Genomic DNA, 16,257 nt, shown 5'->3' with positions numbered 1-16,257 from the left:
CAAATCAGCCGTTGAACACATCATCCACGCTGGTCAGCGGGTAGTGCTTCGGATACGGCAGGGTAGCCACACCGGATTCGATGGCGGCCTTGGCCACCGCGTCGGAAACGACGGTGATCAGGCGGGCGTCCAGCGGCTTCGGAATGATGTACTCACGGCCGAACTCCAGCGCCTGTACGCCATAGGCGTCGCAGACTTCTTTCGGAACCGGCAGCTTGGCCAGGTCCTTCAGGGCGATGGCGGCGGCGATCTTCATTTCTTCGTTGATGCGCTTGGCGCGAACGTCCAGGGCACCACGGAAGATGAACGGGAAGCCCAGTACGTTGTTGACCTGGTTCGGGTAGTCGGAACGACCGGTAGCCATGATCACGTCGTTGCGGGTGGCGTGGGCCAGCTCTGGCGAGATTTCCGGGTCCGGGTTCGAGCAGGCGAACACGATCGGGTTGGCAGCCATCGACTTCAGGCCTTCCGGGCTCAGCAGGTTCGGGCCGGACAGGCCAACGAACACGTCGGCGCCATCGAGGGCGTCGGCCAGGGTGCGCTTGTCGGTGGCGTGGGCGAACTGGGCCTTGTACTGGTTCAGGTCGTCACGGCCAGCGTGGATCACGCCGCTGCGGTCGATCATGAAGATGTTCTCGACCTTGGCACCCATGCTCACCAGCAGCTTCATGCAGGAGATGGCGGCAGCGCCGGCGCCCAGGCAGACGATCTTGGCTTCTTCGAGCTTCTTGCCGGCGATTTCCAGGGCGTTGATCATGCCGGCCGCGGTGACGATGGCGGTGCCGTGCTGGTCATCGTGGAATACCGGGATGTCGCACTGCTCGATCAGGGTGCGCTCGATCTCGAAGCACTCAGGTGCCTTGATATCTTCGAGGTTGATGCCACCGAAGGTGATGGAGATGCGACGCACGGTGTCGATGAAGGCCTGCGGGCTTTCCGACTCGACTTCGATGTCGAACACGTCGATACCGGCGAAACGCTTGAACAGAACGCCCTTGCCTTCCATGACCGGCTTGGAGGCCAGCGGGCCCAGGTCACCCAGACCCAGGATAGCGGTGCCATCGGAGATTACCGCGACCAGGTTGCCCTTGCCGGTGTACTTGTAAGCCAACTCTGGGTCACGGCCGATTTCGCGTACTGGTTCGGCGACGCCTGGGCTGTAGGCCAGGGCGAGGTCACGGGCAGTGGCGGTTGGCTTGGTGAGCTCGACGCTCAGTTTCCCCGGGCGAGGCTGAGCATGGTATTCGAGAGCGGCGGTTTTCAGGTCTGACATGATGGGCATTCCGCTATTTACTGTTCTGACGGACCGCCGAGGATACGCAAAGTGCCGGGGGGCGACAAGACTGCCCGGTCACTAGTGTCAAGGCCTTTGGCCTACGACTTTACGCTATGACCCACGGGGTTTGGGAAAACCCAGTGTGTACAATCCAACATCAAACTGTCTACAACTATTTAGCCGGAAACAGCTTTGAGCATGCTCGGGTCGGTCAATGGCAACAGCCAGCGCCGCTGCCCCGGCTTGAGCGCACCCTTGCGGGAGCGGTCCACTACCCAGCCGCGCGCCTCGACCTGGCGTCCCTTGAGGGTAGCCAAGAAGCTGGCCGGGAAGTGGCGCTGCAGACGAGCGGGGACCTGAAGCGTGACGGCGCCATCCAGATGCAGCCAGATGCCACCACGATTGCGCTCTATATTGCCGACTTTGCCGCTGATCACCGCAAAACCGGCCTGCCGCACTCGCCATGCCGGCTGCACCGGCGAATGGCGCCAGACCCCCAGCCGACGCTGGCGCGCCACCTGTTCGGCCTGAGCCTGACAGCCGGCCAGGTGCACATTGGGCGCGAAGGCAACCTGATAACCCAACCCTTCGCTGAGCAGTTGTGCTTCCAGATTGTTGCCAGTGCGGCTGTAAATGTGCGCCAGGGTGCGCCCGTACTTGTCTTTGGGCTCTGTGCCGGTGACCAGCCCGACTTTGCCACCACTGGCCTTGACCAGTGCCTGCAGGCGCTTTTTCGCAGCCTCGGCGTGGGGCTCTGCGGGGCGCCCCTTGCGCGCAAGCTCCGGCGCATTGATGCCGATCAGGCGCACGCTGCGGCCGTCAACCAGTCGAACGGTATCGCCATCGACCACATGGCGCACAGCCACCTGCTGCGCCCGCTCGGGCAACGGGCAAAACGCCAGGGCCGGCAGTTGCCAGAAAACACCCATAAAAAAAGCGCCCGCAAGGGGCGCTTTTTTTTGCAGCAACGCGAACCTCGAGAGATTCGCCATGCGCATGATTACTTCTTGGTACCGAACATACCGAAGCGATCGGCGAACTTCTGTACGCGACCACCGGTGTCCAGGACTTTTTGCTTACCGGTGTAGAACGGGTGGCACAGGTTGCAAACGTCGATCGCCAGGGTGTTGCCCAGGGTCGAACGAGTTTCGAACTTGTTGCCGCAGCTGCAGGTGACGGCAACTGCTTCGTAGTTCGGATGAATATCTGCTTTCATGGTCACTTCCTCGAGCTGCGTGCCGCCACCCAACACCTATTGTTGAATACCGCACGTAATTAGGCGGCGAATAATACCAGAGCACGGGGCCAGCGCAAGTTGTCGCTTGCACCGGCCGTCGTCTGCTAGGCTCGCCCGATTACCGAAACGCCCTCCAGAGACCTTCCGCGTGTCCGACGTCATCCTGCGCCTTGCCCTACCCTCGCCGCTGCGTCGCCTGTTCGACTACCAGGCCCCGGCGAGCATGGCGCGCCAGGTGCTGACCCCGGGCATGCGCATCCGCGTGCCGTTTGGCCGCCGCGAGATGATCGGCGTGCTGGTGGAAGTGGCGCAAAGCAGCGAAGTACCCGCCGACAAGCTCAAGCCCGCTGTCGCCCTGCTCGACCCGATTTCGCCTATTCCGCCGGCGCTGTTCAAGCTGTGCCTGTGGACCGCGCAGTACTACCAGCACAGCCTCGGCGACACCTTGAGCTGGGCCCTACCCACCCTGCTGCGCCAGGGCGAGGCCGCCGAAGCCCGCCAGGAGCGCTTCTGGCACGTGGCCCCCGGCGCACGTCTGGAAGACCCGCGCATCGCCCGCGCACCGCGCCAGCGCGAGGCGCTCAAGACCTTGTCGCAACACCCCCACGGCGTGGCCCACAGCCTGCTGGGCAAGCTCGGCCTGAACAAGGACAGCCTGGACTTGCTGCTGGCCAAGGACCTGGTGAGCATCGAAGTGCGCCGTCACCTGCCGACTGCGCGCCACGAGCACTGGCTGGCGCAGCCGGAACTGCCGCTCAACGAAGAGCAACGCGCCGCTTTCGAGGCGGTGCGCTCGGGCTTCGGGGCGTTCCACGCCTTTTTGCTCGCCGGGGTGACCGGCAGCGGCAAGACCGAGGTCTACCTGCAGCTGATCCGCGAAACCCTCGAGGCCGGCAAGCAGGCGCTGATCCTGATCCCCGAGATCAACCTCGGGCCACAGACCCTGCAGCGCTTCGAGCAGCGCTTCAACGCGCGCATCGCCCTGCTGCACTCGGCAGTGGCCGACCGCGAGCGGCTGGACGCCTGGCTGGCGGCGCGCGACGGCGAGGCCGACATCATCATCGGCACCCGTTCGGCGCTGTTCACGCCGATGAAAAACCCCGGCCTGATCATCATCGACGAAGAGCACGACGGCTCCTATAAACAGCAGGAAGGCCTGCGCTACCACGCCCGCGACCTGGCGGTGGTGCGCGCGCGTCAGGAGAACATCCCGATCCTGCTGGGCTCGGCCACCCCGTCACTGGAGAGCCTGCACAACGCCCACAGCGGCCGCTACGGCCTGCTGCGCATGAACCAGCGCGCCGGCGGCGCCCGCGCCCCGCGCTTTTTGCGCCTGGACGTGCGCAGCCTGCCGCTGGACAGTGGCATCAGCGGCCCGCTGCAGCAGGCCATTCGCCAGACGCTGGAAGCCGGCCAGCAGGTGCTGGTGTTCCTCAACCGCCGCGGCTTCGCCCCCACCCTGCTGTGCCACGACTGCGGCTGGCTCAGCGAATGCCCGCGCTGCGACGCGCGCATGACCGTGCACCAGCGTTCGGCGGTTTTGCGCTGCCACCACTGCGGCTACGACGAACACCTGCCACTGCAATGCCCGCAGTGCGCCCACGTCGACCTGCGCCCGGTGGGCGCCGGCACCGAACGCGCCGAGGAACGCCTGAAAGTGCTGTTCCCCGACTACCCGATCCTGCGCGTGGACCGCGACAGCACCTCGCGCAAGGACGCCATGCACAACCTGTTCACCACCATCCAGCGCGGCCAGCCGAGCATCCTGGTGGGCACCCAGATGCTAGCCAAGGGGCACCACTTCCCGCGGGTTACCCTGGTGGCCATCCTCGATGCCGACGGCGGGCTGTTCTCCGGGGATTTTCGCGCCGGCGAGCGCATGGCTCAGCTGATCGTGCAGGTGGCGGGCCGCGCAGGCCGCGCCGAAGAGCCGGGCAAGGTGATCGTGCAGACCCATCTGGCCGACCACCCGTTGCTGGTGCAACTCACCGAGCAAGGCTACTTCGCCTTTGCCGAGCAGGCCCTGGACGAACGCCGCGCCGCCGGGCTGCCGCCGTTCGCCCACCTGGCCCTGCTGCGCGCCGACGCGCACAAGCCAGGCCAGGCCGAAAGTTTCCTGGACGAAGCCTGCGCCGCAGCCGAACGCCTGCTGAACGAGCAGGGGCTGCGCGGTATCGAACTGCTGGGCCCGGTTCCGGCGCCGATGGAGCGACGGGCGGGGCGTTTTCGCGCACAACTGTTGCTCCAGGCCAATGCCCGGGCGCACCTGCATCGACTGATCAGTGCCTGGTTGCTAGTGTTGGAACAGATGCCTTCCGGGCGCCAAGTACGCTGGTCGCTGGATGTGGACCCGGTAGACCTGTACTGAGCGATTGAGCGGTCCGTGGGAGCGGGCTTGCCACGCGATTGAACCCATCGCGGGGCAAGCCCGCTCCCACGCCTGGCCAGTGATACCGGCCAAAAGGTTGGCAACCCGCCCCCGGCAACGGATAATGCCCAGTTTTTCCACCTGCGCATCGAAGCGCCCCACCGCGCTTGCGGTCGAAAAGAGATCCCCATGAAAGACACCATTCGCCAGCTGATCCAGCAAGCCCTCACCCAACTCGTCACCGACGGTGTGCTGCCTGACGGGCTGGCGCCGGCGATCCAGGTGGAAAACGCCCGGGACAAGACCCACGGCGACTTCGCCAGCAACATCGCCATGATGCTGGCAAAGCCCGCCGGCATGAAGCCGCGCGATCTGGCTGAAAAACTCATCGATGCCCTGCCGGCCAGCGCCGACATCAGCAAGGTCGAGATCGCCGGCCCCGGCTTCCTGAACTTCTTCCAGAACACCGACGCCCTGGCCAGCCGCCTGGACGCCGCCCTGGCCGACGGCCACCTGGGCGTGCGCAAGGCCGGTGCTGCGCAAAAGGTGGTGATCGACATGTCGGCACCCAACCTTGCCAAGGAAATGCACGTCGGCCACCTGCGCTCGACCATCATCGGTGACAGCGTGGCGCGCGTGCTGGAGTTCCTCGGCGACGACGTGATCCGCCAGAACCACGTGGGCGACTGGGGCACCCAGTTCGGCATGCTGCTGGCCTATCTGGAAGAAAACCCGATCACCAGCGACGAGCTGTCGGACCTGGAGAACTTCTACCGCGCCGCCAAGAAGCGCTTCGACGAGTCCGAAGACTTCGCCACCCGCGCCCGCAGCCTGGTGGTCAAGCTGCAGGCAGGCGACCCCGAGTGCATGGCGCTGTGGACGCGTTTCAAGGACATTTCGCTGTCCCACTGCCAAAAGACTTACGAGCTGCTCAACGTCAAGCTGACCATGGCCGACGTGATGGGCGAAAGCGCCTACAACGCAGACCTGGCCAACGTGGTCGCCGACCTCAAGGCCAAGGGCCTGCTCGTCGAAGACCAGGGCGCACAGTGCGTGTTCCTCGAAGAGTTCAAGAACAGCGACGGCGACCCGCTGCCGGTCATCGTGCAGAAGGCTGACGGCGGCTACCTGTACGCCACCACCGACCTGGCTGCCGTGCGCTACCGCAGCAACGTGCTCAAGGCCGACCGCGCCCTGTACTTCGTTGACCAGCGCCAGGCGCTGCACTTCAACCAAGTGTTCGAGGTGGCGCGTCGCGCAGGCTTCGTCGGCCACCCGATGCAAATGGAGCACATGGGCTTCGGCACCATGAACGGCGCCGATGGCCGCCCGTTCAAGACCCGCGACGGTGGCACCGTCAAGCTGATCGACCTGCTCACCGAAGCCAAGGAACGCGCCTACGCGCTGGTCAAGGAGAAGAACCCGAGCCTGGCCGAGGACGATCTGCGCAAGATTGGTGAAGTGGTGGGTATCGGCGCGGTCAAGTATGCCGACCTGTCCAAGCACCGCACCAGCGACTACAGCTTCAACTTCGAGCTGATGCTCAACTTCGAAGGCAACACTGCACCTTACCTGCTGTACGCCTACACCCGTGTGGCCGGCGTATTCCGCAAGCTCGGCAAGGGCTTCGACGAGGTCGATGGCAGCATCGTGCTGCAGGCCGCCCACGAGCAGGACCTGGCCGCGCGCCTGGCGCAGTTCGGCGAGATCCTCAACAACGTGGCTGACAAAGGCACCCCGCACGTGCTGTGCAGCTACCTGTACGACCTGGCCGGCCTGTTCTCCAGCTTCTACGAGAACTGCCCGATCCTGTCTGCCGAAACCCCGCAGCAGCAGCAAAGCCGTCTGCGCCTGGCTGCCCTGACCGGCCGCACCCTCAAGCAGGGCCTGGAGCTGCTGGGCCTGGAAACCCTGGAGCGCATGTAAGTTGGCTGCCAAGAAAAAACCTGCACCCAAGCGCGGCGCCAGCCGCCAGACCGCCCCAGCCAAGCAGCCGATACCCGGCTGGGTATGGCTGGCGGTCGGCCTGACCGTGGGCGCCTTCATCGTCTTCCTGATGAAGCTCGAACCGGGCGGTAGCGACATCAAGCGCACCAAGCCCGAGCAGCAGAAACCCGAAAAAGTCGCCGAGGCCAGCAAGAACACCGCCACGGCCACCCAGCAGCCGGTGAAGCCGAAGTACGACTTCTACACCCTGCTGCCGGAATCGGAAGTGATAGTGCCGCCTGAAGCGGTGCCGGAGAAAACACCGCCAGTGCCCGTGGTGCCGACCACCCCGGTAACGCCAGCGGAAGCGGCGAAAATCGACACCGCTCGCGCCCAGGCCGCGCTGCTGGGGCAAACCCCGCCACCGGCACCACCGGTGATCAAGCCGGCGGCCACCACGCAGTTCTTCCTGCAGGCCGGCTCGTTCCGCAAGCAGGCCGACGCCGACAAGGTACGCGCGCAGATCATCCTGCTCGGCCAGGCGGTGAAGGTGGAGTCGGGGACGGTGAAAGAAGAAACCTGGTACCGCGTGATGGTCGGCCCGTACAGCAACCGCGAGCAACTGACCGTGGCGCAGAAGCAATTGGCCGGGGCGGGCTTCAGCAACCTGCTGCTGCAGCAGCGTCGCCCCTGAAACCCTTGCAGGATCCGGCTTGCCGGCGATGAGGCCATCAGCCTCGGCGCCAGGCAGGTCAGGCGCCATCGCCGGCAAGCCGGCTCCTACAAGGTGCGCATCTCTGGTTACGCCCTGCGCCGCTCGGCGTTAACCTCGGACACCTGGCTGTTCAGGGTCCAGAAGTCATACAGCACCCCCAGCAGGAACAAGCCACCGGTGAACAGGTAGATCAGTGCACTGATCCACTTGCCCTGGTACAGGCGGTGCACACCGAATACCCCCAGAAACGTCAGGAACACCCACGCCAGGTTGTAGTCGACGCTGCCCGACTGGAAGCGCATGTCCGCCTCGCGGTCCATCGACGGGATCAGGAAAAGGTCGATCAGCCAGCCGATACCGAACAGGCCGAAGGTGAAGAACCAGAGGGTGCCGGTAATAGGTTTGCCGTAGTAGAAGCGGTGGGCGCCGGTGAAGCCGAAGATCCACAGCAGGTAGCCGAGAACCTTGCTGTGGGTGTCGTTCACCGCCCCACCCTGTTGATAACCATTCATTCGTAGCCCTCGAGGGTTAGCCGAAAATTTTCTAACGAAAAATGTGACTTTTCCGTGTCTGCCCGACATATGGTACGCAGCAAGACGACCAACGGATCAGAATTTGATCAAAAAGCTGTTATAAAGTTGCGCGCCAACACTTATAAGAGCTTCAACTATGCCGCCTTTCTTCAAGACATGGCTGACCCTCTGCCTTCTTTTGCCCCTGGCCGCCCACGCCACCAATCGTGAGCAACGTCTTCCCAGCGGTTTCACCGGCTACACGGCCAACGCCGATGCCTCGGTGAAGCGCGCATCTGTTCAGTACCGCAACGCCACGGTGCATGCCCGCCCGAACAACGCCGCCCGGCAACAGGGGCTGCAAGCCGTGGCCATGTCGCCCAAGCAGAGCAGCGAAGTGCTCAGCCGCGCCGTCAACGTGCTCGGCACCCCTTACCGCTGGGGCGGCAGCAGCCCGAAAAAGGGCTTCGACTGCAGTGGCCTGGTGAAATACGCCTTCAACGATGTGGCCGATGTCGACCTGCCGCGCACTTCCAACGCCATGGCGCAAGGCCAAGGCGTCAAGGTGGCGAAGGGCGACCTCAAGCCCGGCGACCTGATCTTCTTCAACATCAAGAGCCGCCGGGTCAACCATGTTGCCATCTACCTGGGCAACGACCGCTTCATCCACGCGCCGCGCACCGGCAAGCGGGTGAGCATCGACAACCTCAACAAACCCTACTGGCAGAAGCACTACGTCGTGGCCAAGCGCGTGCTGCCCAAAGAGCAGCAACAACAGGCGCTGCGCCTGGCCAAGCGCTGAGGCCAGCCAAGCCGGCTCCCACAGGTTCGGCACTAGCCTGACTATCATGCGGTCCCTGTGGGAGCGGCTTCAGCCGCGAACACCGGCGCAGCCGGTGCCATGCAGCGCTCACCCTGCCAGCAGGCCATTGGATCGCAAGGCCTGCATCGCTCCCTCCATGGTAATCATCCCCTGCCCCGCGCCCGTCTGCATCAGCGACGGTACCTGCGCCATGCGCCCTTCGCGGATCAGGTTACGCAGCGCCGGCGTCGCCACCAGCACCTCCCGCGCCGCAACGCGCCCGCCACCCGTGCGCCGCACCAGTTGCTGCGCCACCACCAGCCGCAACGACTCGGCCAGCATCGCCCGCACCAGCGCCTTTTCCTCAGCGGCAAACACCTCCACCAGCCGCTCGAGACAACTTACCGCCGAACGTGCATGCACCGTGGCCAGCACCAAGTGCCCGGTCTCGGCAGCACGCAGGGCCAGCCGGATACTCTCCAGGTCGCGCAGCTCACCGATCATGATCACATCCGGGTCCTGGCGCAGGGCGCTGCGCAGCCCTTGGGCAAAGTCTCGGCTGTGGGTGCCGATCTCACGCTGGTTGACCAGGCTGCGCTGGCCGGAATGAATGAACTCGATGGGGTCTTCGAGTGTGACGATGTGCAGCGCCTGCTCACGGTTCAGCCCGTCGATCAGCGCCGCCAGGGTGCTGGACTTGCCGCTGCCGGTAGCCCCACACACCAGCACCAGCCCATCCCGCTGCCGCGCAATGCTTTGAAACACTTCATTCAGATCAAGCTCTTCGATGCAGGCAAGCCGTGCCGGTATCACCCGCGCACTGGCGGCTGGGCCATTACGTTGACGGTACAGATTCAAACGAAAGCGCCCAAGCGCAGGCAGGCTCAGTGCCAAATCGAGTTCGTCGCCGCGCGCCCATTGCTCGCGCTGCCCGGCGTCGAGCCATTCGCCCAGCCCACGCTCGAGGGCCTCAGGCTGCATGGGCGGCAGGCCCATGCGGCGCAGTTCGCCATCCAGGCGTTGCAGCGGGCTTTCGCCGCTCGCCAGGTGCAAGTCGCTGGCCCCGGCCGCCACGGCGCGGGCCAGCAGGTCGGTCACATCCATGAGACTCCCCAACAGCCATCAAGCAGGTAGAATGCCGCAGACCCCAAAAGCCGCACGGCGACGATCCATGTCCACCCTAGCAGACAACATTAGCGCCATCAGCGACCGCATCCAGGGTGCGGCCAGGGCTGCCGGCCGCGATCCGGCCAGCGTGCAGCTGCTGGCCGTGAGCAAGACCAAGCCCGCCAGCGCCATCCGCGAGGCCCACGCGGCCGGGCTGGCCGATTTCGGCGAGAACTACCTTCAGGAAGCGCTGACAAAACAGCAGGAACTGTCTGACCTGCCCTTGATCTGGCACTTCATCGGCCCCATCCAGTCGAACAAGACCAAGGCCATCGCCGAGCATTTCGACTGGGTACATTCCGTGGACCGCCTGAAGATCGCCCAACGCCTCTCCGAACAGCGGCCTGCCAACCTGGCGCCGCTGAACATCTGCCTACAGGTCAACGTCAGCGGCGAGGCCAGCAAATCCGGCTGCGCCCCGGCCGACCTGCCAGCACTTGCCCAGGCTGTCGCCAGCCTGCCCAACCTGCGCCTGCGCGGGTTGATGGCAATCCCGGAGCCGACTGACCAGCGCGCCGAACAAGAGGCCGCCTTCGCCACCCTGCGCCAGTTGCAAACGCAACTGGGCCTGGGCCTGGACACCTTGTCGATGGGCATGAGCCACGACCTCGAAGCCGCCATTGCCCAGGGCGCGACCTGGGTACGCATCGGCACCGCGCTGTTCGGTGCGCGCGATTACGGCCAGCCCTGATTCCATGCTTAACTCACGCTTTCCTGAAAGGACCTGACATGAGCAAGACTCGTATTGCCTTTATCGGCGCCGGCAACATGGCCGCCAGCCTGATCGGCGGCCTGCGCGCCCAGGGCCTGGACGCCGCGCAGATCCGCGCCAGCGACCCGGGCGCCGAGACCCGCGCACGGGTGCAGGCCGAACACGGCATCGAAGCATTCGAAAGCAACGCCCAGGCCATCGATGGCGCTGATGTGATCGTGCTGGCGGTCAAGCCGCAGGTCATGAAGGCGGTCTGCGAAACCCTCAAGCCAAGCCTCAAGCCTGGCCAACTGGTCGTTTCGATCGCCGCCGGCATCACCTGCGCCAGCCTGCAGGCCTGGCTGGGCGCCATCCCGGTGGTGCGCTGCATGCCCAACACCCCGGCGCTGCTGCGCCAGGGGGTCAGCGGCCTGTACGCCACTGCAGAAGTGACTGCCCAGCAGCGCGAGCAAGCCGGCCAGTTGCTCTCGGCCGTGGGCAGCGCCCTGTGGCTTGAGCAGGAGCAGCAGCTGGACGCCGTCACCGCCGTTTCCGGCAGTGGCCCGGCGTACTTCTTCCTGCTGATCGAGGCCATGACCGCAGCGGGCGAAAAACTCGGCCTGCCGCGTGAAACCGCCTCGCAACTGACCCTGCAGACCGCCCTGGGCGCCGCGCACATGGCGGTAGCCAGCGACGTCGACGCCGCCGAGCTGCGCCGCCGCGTCACCTCGCCCGCCGGTACAACGGAAGCGGCGATCAAGTCGTTCCAGGCCAGCGGTTTCGAGGCCATCGTCGAACAGGCACTGCAAGCCGCCGCCCACCGCTCTGCGGAGCTGGCCGAACAACTGGGCAAATAACCGGGCCAATAAGGAGCCGTTGAATGAATGCACTGTCCGGCGCCGCGATTTTCGTGGTGCAAACCCTGGTCAGCCTGTATCTGGTGATCGTCCTGCTGCGCTTTGTGCTGCAGCTGGTCAAGGCCGACTTCTACAACCCGGTGAGCCAGTTCGCGGTGCGCGCCACCCAGCCGCTGCTCAAGCCACTGCGCCGGGTGATCCCCAGCATCGCCGGCCTGGATACCTCGTCGCTGCTGCTGTCGATCGTCATCCAGGCGCTGCTGATGGCCTTCGTGCTGATGGTCACCTACGGCACCTTCGGCGATGTGCTGCACCTGCTGATGTGGGCCATCCTCGGCATCACCTCGCTGTTCCTGAAGATCTTCTGGGTGGCGATGATCGTGATGGTGATCGTCTCGTGGGTCGCCCCCAACAGCCACAACCCCGCGGCAGAGCTGGCCTACCAGATCAGCGAGCCGGTGTTGGCACCGTTCCGGCGCATCGTGCCGAACCTGGGCGGCATGGATATTTCGCCGATCTTCGCCTTCATCGCCATCCAGGTGATCCAGTCCTTCCTCATGCCGCAACTGGCTGCCTACGCCGGCATGCCGCAAGAGCTGTGGCGGATGATCTGACCCACCTGCCCCCCTGCGGCAAGCCATTGCTTGCCGCAGGGGGTAGCGCTCTTTAGACTTACGCCTCCGTCAAGCGTGAGCAGGGTCGATGTCCACTGTCTTTCCCGAAGATTCCGTCGGTCTGGTAACCCCCCAGATCGCCCGGTTCGATGAATCGTTGGCCCTGGCCTGTGGCCGCTCGCTGGCCTCGTACGAGCTCATCTACGAAACCTACGGTCAGCTCAACGCCACTGCCAGCAACGCCGTGCTGATCTGCCACGCGCTGTCCGGCCACCATCATGCCGCCGGCTACCATGCCGCCAGCGACCGCAAGCCGGGCTGGTGGGACAGCTGCATCGGCCCGGGCAAGCCGATCGACACCAACCGCTTCTTCGTGGTCAGCCTGAACAACCTTGGCGGCTGCAACGGCAGCACCGGCCCCAGCAGCGTCAACCCGGCCACCGGCAAGCCTTATGGCGCCGATTTCCCGGTGCTCACCGTGGTCGACTGGGTGCACAGCCAGGCACGCCTGGCCGACCGCCTGGGCATCCACACCTGGGCCGCCATCGTCGGCGGCAGCCTGGGCGGCATGCAGGCGCTGCAATGGACCATGACCTACCCGGACCGCGTGCGCCACTGCGTGGACATCGCCTCGGCGCCCAAGCTGTCGGCGCAGAACATCGCCTTCAACGAAGTGGCGCGCCAGGCCATCCTCACCGACCCCGAGTTCCACGGCGGCTCGTTCCAGGACCAGGGCGTGATCCCCAAGCGCGGGTTGATGCTGGCGCGCATGGTCGGCCACATCACCTACCTGTCGGATGACTCGATGGGCGAGAAATTCGGCCGCGAACTGAAAAGCGACAAGCTCAACTACGACTTCCACAGCGTCGAGTTCCAGGTCGAAAGCTACCTGCGCTACCAGGGCGAGGAGTTCTCCGGGCGCTTCGACGCCAACACCTACCTGCTGATGACCAAAGCGCTGGATTACTACGACCCGGCAGCCGCCCACGGCGGCGACCTGGCCGCCACCCTGGCCCACGTCACGGCGGACTTCTGCATCATGTCGTTCACCACCGACTGGCGCTTCTCGCCGGCCCGCTCGCGGGAGATCGTCGATGCGCTGATGGCTGCGCGCAAGAACGTCTGCTACCTGGACATCGACTCGCCCTACGGCCACGACGCCTTCCTCATCCCGACGCCTCGCTACATGCAGGGTTTCGCCAACTACATGAACCGCATCAGCGTCTGAGGGCCCCATGAGAGCCGACCTGGAAATCATCCACGACTGGATCCCCGCCGGCAGCCGGGTACTCGACCTTGGCTGCGGCAACGGCGAACTGCTGGCCTCGCTACGCGAGCGCAAGAACGTCACCGGCTACGGCCTGGAAATCGACGCCGACAACATCGCCGAGTGCGTGGCCAAGGGCGTCAACGTCATCGAGCAGGACCTGGACAAGGGCCTAGGCAACTTCGCCAGCAACAGCTTCGACGTGGTGGTCATGACCCAGGCCCTGCAGGCCGTGGAGTACCCCGACCGGATCCTCGACGAAATGCTGCGCGTCGGCCGCCAGTGCATCATCACCTTCCCCAATTTCGGCCACTGGCGCTGCCGCTGGTACCTGGCCACCAAGGGGCGCATGCCGGTGTCCGACTTCATGCCGTACACCTGGTACAACACCCCGAACATCCACTTCTGCACCTTCGAAGACTTCGAGAACCTGTGCCACGACCGCAACGCCAAGGTGCTCGACCGCCTGGCCGTCGACCACCTGCACCGTAACGGGTTGGGCGGCCGGCTTTGGCCTAATCTTCTAGGTGAAATCGGTATCTATCGGGTCAGCAGCCCGGGCCTGCAGGAGCACCAGCTCGCGGTCTGACCTTCGCGAACGGAGGAATGGCATCATGCGTCGTATTGCACTGTTTCTGATCAGCCTGTGCCTGGCCTTGCCGGTACTGGCTGCCGATGCCGCCAGGCCCGAGCGCAAGGAAGCGTTCGGCGATGTGACGGTCCACTACAGCGCCTTCACCTCGAGCATGTTGCAGCCCGATATCGCGGCGGCCACGGGGCTCACCCGCAGCAAGAACCAGGGCGTGCTCAACGTCGCCGTGCTCAAGGCCGACAAACCGGCAATGGCCGTGGTCAGCGGCACGGTCAAGGACCTTACCGGGCGCAGCAGCCCGCTGTCGTTCAGGCAGATCACTGACCAAGGTGCGGTGTACTACATCGCCCAGTTCAAGATCGACCAGGCCGAAACCCTGACCTTCGACCTGAACGTCGAAAGCGGCGGCATCAGTCATAAACTCAGCTTCAACCAGGAAGTATTCCCAGGCGAATGATGAACCTTACCCAACTCGTATTGGCCAGCCACAACGCCGGCAAGCTCAAGGAACTGCAGGCCATGCTCGGCGAGGCCGTGCAACTGCGCTCGATCGGCGAGTTCAGCCAGGTGGAGCCGGAAGAAACCGGCCTGTCGTTCGTCGAGAACGCCATCCTCAAGGCGCGCAACGCCGCACGTATTTCCGGCCTGCCGGCACTGGCCGACGACTCGGGCCTGGCGGTGGACTTCCTGGGCGGTGCCCCTGGCATCTATTCGGCGCGCTACGCCGATGGCAAGGGTGATGCGGCGAACAACGCCAAGCTGCTCGAAGCGCTGAAAGACGTGCCGGCAGAGCAGCGCGGTGCCCAGTTCGTCTGCGTGCTGGCCCTGGTGCGCCACGCCGACGACCCGCTGCCGATCCTCTGCGAAGGCCTGTGGCACGGCAGCATCCTGTTCGAGGCCAGCGGCGAGCATGGTTTTGGGTACGACCCGCTGTTCTGGGTGCCGGAGCGCAAGTGCTCCAGCGCCGACCTCGCCCCTGTCGACAAGAACCAGCTCAGCCACCGCGCCCGCGCCATGGCCCTGCTGCGTCAACGCCTGGGCCTGGCATGACCGTAAAGCCGTCCCCACAGTCGGCGGGGCTGATCCTTCCCGAGCTGCCGCCACTGTCGCTGTACATCCATATCCCTTGGTGCGTGCGCAAGTGCCCCTACTGCGACTTCAACTCGCACCAGGCCGGGCCAACGCTGCCTGAAAACGAGTACATCGACGCCCTGCTGGCTGATCTGGAGCAGGAACTGCCTGCCGTGCAGGGGCGCCCGATCAGCACCATCTTCTTTGGCGGCGGCACTCCGAGTCTGTTCAGTGCCGATGCCCTGGGGCGCCTGCTGCGGGGTGTGGAGCAGCGCATAGCGTTCGCCCCGGACATCGAGATCACCCTCGAGGCCAACCCCGGCACGTTCGAGCAGGACAAGTTCAAGGCCTACCGGCAGACCGGCATCAATCGGCTGTCGATCGGCGTGCAGAGCTTCCAGCCCGCCAAACTGGAAAAGCTCGGGCGCATCCACAACGGTGACGAAGCGATACGCGCCGCCGACATGGCGCGTGCGGCGGGCTTCGACAACTTCAACATGGACCTGATGCACGGCCTGCCGGACCAGTCGCTCGAGGACGCCCTGGGTGACCTGCGCACCGCCATCGGCCTGGCGCCGACGCACCTGTCCTGGTATCAACTGACCGTCGAACCCAACACCGTATTCTGGAACCAGCCCCCCGAACTGCCCGAGGACGACATCCTCTGGGATATCCAGGAAGCCGGCCAGGCGCTGATGGCCGAGCATGGCTATCGCCAGTACGAGGTGTCGGCCTACGCGCAAGCAGACCGCGCGGCGCGGCACAACCTCAATTACTGGCGCTTTGGCGACTTCATCGGTATTGGCGCGGGCGCCCACGGCAAGCTGTCGTTCCCGGACGGGCGCATTTTGCGTACCTGGAAGACCCGCCTGCCCAAGGACTACCTGAACCCGGCCAAGCCGTTCAAAGCCGGTGAAAAGCTGCTGCCGGCCGACGAGCTGCCGTTCGAGTTCCTGATGAACGCCCTGCGCCTCACCGATGGCGTGGAAGCCGAGCTGTTCACCCAGCGCACCGGCCTGCCCCTGGCGCAGCTGGCCCAGGCACGCCGTGACGCCGAACAAAAAGGCCTTTTGCAGGTCGAACCGGATCGGCTGGCGGCAACGCCCAGAGGCCAGCTGTTCCTCAACGACCTGCTGCAGTACTTCTTGAATTAAGGATGACC

At 64.8% G+C, this 16,257-nt stretch carries 17 protein-coding genes; 12 read left to right on the top strand and 5 right to left on the bottom strand.

The window, feature by feature from the left end; genetic code table 11:
* Positions 1–4: 4 nt before the first annotated feature.
* The 3 genes from KSS93_RS03685 to rpmE all read right to left on the bottom strand — a co-directional run bounded on the left by KSS93_RS03685 (position 5) and on the right by rpmE (position 2,492).
* Positions 5–1,273, bottom strand: coding sequence for a malic enzyme-like NAD(P)-binding protein (locus KSS93_RS03685; RefSeq protein WP_217887195.1), 1,269 nt, complete (start codon positions 1,271–1,273; stop codon positions 5–7).
* Between the two features lie 179 nt (positions 1,274–1,452).
* Positions 1,453–2,274, bottom strand: a complete 822-nt coding sequence (locus KSS93_RS03680) for a thermonuclease family protein (protein WP_217887194.1) — start codon at positions 2,272–2,274, stop codon at positions 1,453–1,455.
* A gap of 2 nt (positions 2,275–2,276) precedes the next feature.
* On the bottom strand, positions 2,277–2,492 hold the full coding sequence (gene rpmE, locus KSS93_RS03675) for a 50S ribosomal protein L31 (protein WP_054891182.1): 216 nt from the start codon (positions 2,490–2,492) through the stop codon (positions 2,277–2,279).
* Positions 2,493–2,661: 169 nt separating this feature from the next.
* Here rpmE and KSS93_RS03670 point away from each other — a divergent pair, with 169 nt between their 5' ends.
* The 3 genes from KSS93_RS03670 to KSS93_RS03660 all read left to right on the top strand — a co-directional run bounded on the left by KSS93_RS03670 (position 2,662) and on the right by KSS93_RS03660 (position 7,501).
* Entirely contained in the window at positions 2,662–4,881 is a 2,220-nt protein-coding gene (locus KSS93_RS03670; RefSeq protein WP_217887193.1) for a primosomal protein N', read from the top strand.
* A 189-nt stretch (positions 4,882–5,070) separates the two neighbouring features.
* Positions 5,071–6,807: an arginine--tRNA ligase gene (argS, locus tag KSS93_RS03665; RefSeq protein ID WP_217887192.1), complete on the top strand. Its 1,737-nt coding sequence runs from the start codon at positions 5,071–5,073 to the stop codon at positions 6,805–6,807.
* 1 nt (position 6,808) lies between these two features.
* Positions 6,809–7,501 carry an SPOR domain-containing protein gene (locus tag KSS93_RS03660; RefSeq protein ID WP_217887191.1) on the top strand — a complete coding sequence of 231 codons (693 nt, stop codon included), beginning with the start codon at positions 6,809–6,811 and terminating at the stop codon, positions 7,499–7,501.
* A gap of 107 nt (positions 7,502–7,608) precedes the next feature.
* On the opposite strand, the gene KSS93_RS03655 is transcribed toward KSS93_RS03660, so the two are convergent.
* Positions 7,609–8,034 carry an NINE protein gene (locus KSS93_RS03655; protein WP_217887190.1) on the bottom strand — a complete coding sequence of 142 codons (426 nt, stop codon included), beginning with the start codon at positions 8,032–8,034 and terminating at the stop codon, positions 7,609–7,611.
* A 157-nt stretch (positions 8,035–8,191) separates the two neighbouring features.
* Here KSS93_RS03655 and KSS93_RS03650 point away from each other — a divergent pair, with 157 nt between their 5' ends.
* Positions 8,192–8,836, top strand: a complete 645-nt coding sequence (locus KSS93_RS03650; protein WP_217887189.1) for a C40 family peptidase — start codon at positions 8,192–8,194, stop codon at positions 8,834–8,836.
* A 108-nt stretch (positions 8,837–8,944) separates the two neighbouring features.
* Here the strand turns inward: KSS93_RS03650 and KSS93_RS03645 are convergent, their stop codons facing one another.
* Complete coding sequence (locus KSS93_RS03645; protein ID WP_217887188.1) at positions 8,945–9,940, bottom strand: type IV pilus twitching motility protein PilT; 996 nt, start codon at positions 9,938–9,940, stop codon at positions 8,945–8,947.
* A 67-nt stretch (positions 9,941–10,007) separates the two neighbouring features.
* Here KSS93_RS03645 and KSS93_RS03640 point away from each other — a divergent pair, with 67 nt between their 5' ends.
* From KSS93_RS03640 to hemW, 8 genes are all read left to right on the top strand, one after another.
* A complete protein-coding gene (locus KSS93_RS03640) occupies positions 10,008–10,694 on the top strand; it encodes a YggS family pyridoxal phosphate-dependent enzyme (RefSeq protein ID WP_217887187.1) in 687 nt (228 codons plus the stop codon).
* 38 nt (positions 10,695–10,732) lie between these two features.
* Positions 10,733–11,551, top strand: coding sequence for a pyrroline-5-carboxylate reductase (gene proC / locus KSS93_RS03635; protein WP_263975041.1), 819 nt, complete (start codon positions 10,733–10,735; stop codon positions 11,549–11,551).
* Between the two features lie 23 nt (positions 11,552–11,574).
* The gene (locus KSS93_RS03630) at positions 11,575–12,165 is read left to right on the top strand and encodes a YggT family protein (RefSeq protein WP_217887186.1); all 591 of its coding nucleotides are present in this window, start codon (positions 11,575–11,577) and stop codon (positions 12,163–12,165) included.
* 88 nt (positions 12,166–12,253) lie between these two features.
* Positions 12,254–13,393 carry a homoserine O-succinyltransferase MetX gene (gene metX, locus KSS93_RS03625; protein ID WP_217887185.1) on the top strand — a complete coding sequence of 380 codons (1,140 nt, stop codon included), beginning with the start codon at positions 12,254–12,256 and terminating at the stop codon, positions 13,391–13,393.
* A 7-nt stretch (positions 13,394–13,400) separates the two neighbouring features.
* Positions 13,401–14,021, top strand: a complete 621-nt coding sequence (gene metW, locus KSS93_RS03620) for a methionine biosynthesis protein MetW (RefSeq protein WP_217840775.1) — start codon at positions 13,401–13,403, stop codon at positions 14,019–14,021.
* A 25-nt stretch (positions 14,022–14,046) separates the two neighbouring features.
* Positions 14,047–14,481: a DUF4426 domain-containing protein gene (locus KSS93_RS03615; RefSeq protein WP_217887184.1), complete on the top strand. Its 435-nt coding sequence runs from the start codon at positions 14,047–14,049 to the stop codon at positions 14,479–14,481.
* Complete coding sequence (gene rdgB / locus KSS93_RS03610; RefSeq protein WP_217887183.1) at positions 14,478–15,074, top strand: RdgB/HAM1 family non-canonical purine NTP pyrophosphatase; 597 nt, start codon at positions 14,478–14,480, stop codon at positions 15,072–15,074. The genes KSS93_RS03615 and rdgB overlap by 4 nt, the downstream gene beginning before the upstream one ends.
* Positions 15,071–16,249: a radical SAM family heme chaperone HemW gene (hemW, locus tag KSS93_RS03605; RefSeq protein ID WP_217887182.1), complete on the top strand. Its 1,179-nt coding sequence runs from the start codon at positions 15,071–15,073 to the stop codon at positions 16,247–16,249. Before rdgB ends, hemW begins: the two co-directional genes overlap by 4 nt.
* The last annotated feature ends 8 nt before the right edge of the window (positions 16,250–16,257 follow it).

Origin of the sequence: Pseudomonas xanthosomatis, assembly GCF_019139835.1 — a bacterium.
Taxonomy (GTDB): domain Bacteria; phylum Pseudomonadota; class Gammaproteobacteria; order Pseudomonadales; family Pseudomonadaceae; genus Aquipseudomonas; species Aquipseudomonas fakonensis.
Note: the sequence above shows the minus strand (reverse complement) of the source record. Positions and strands in the feature narration are given on the sequence as shown.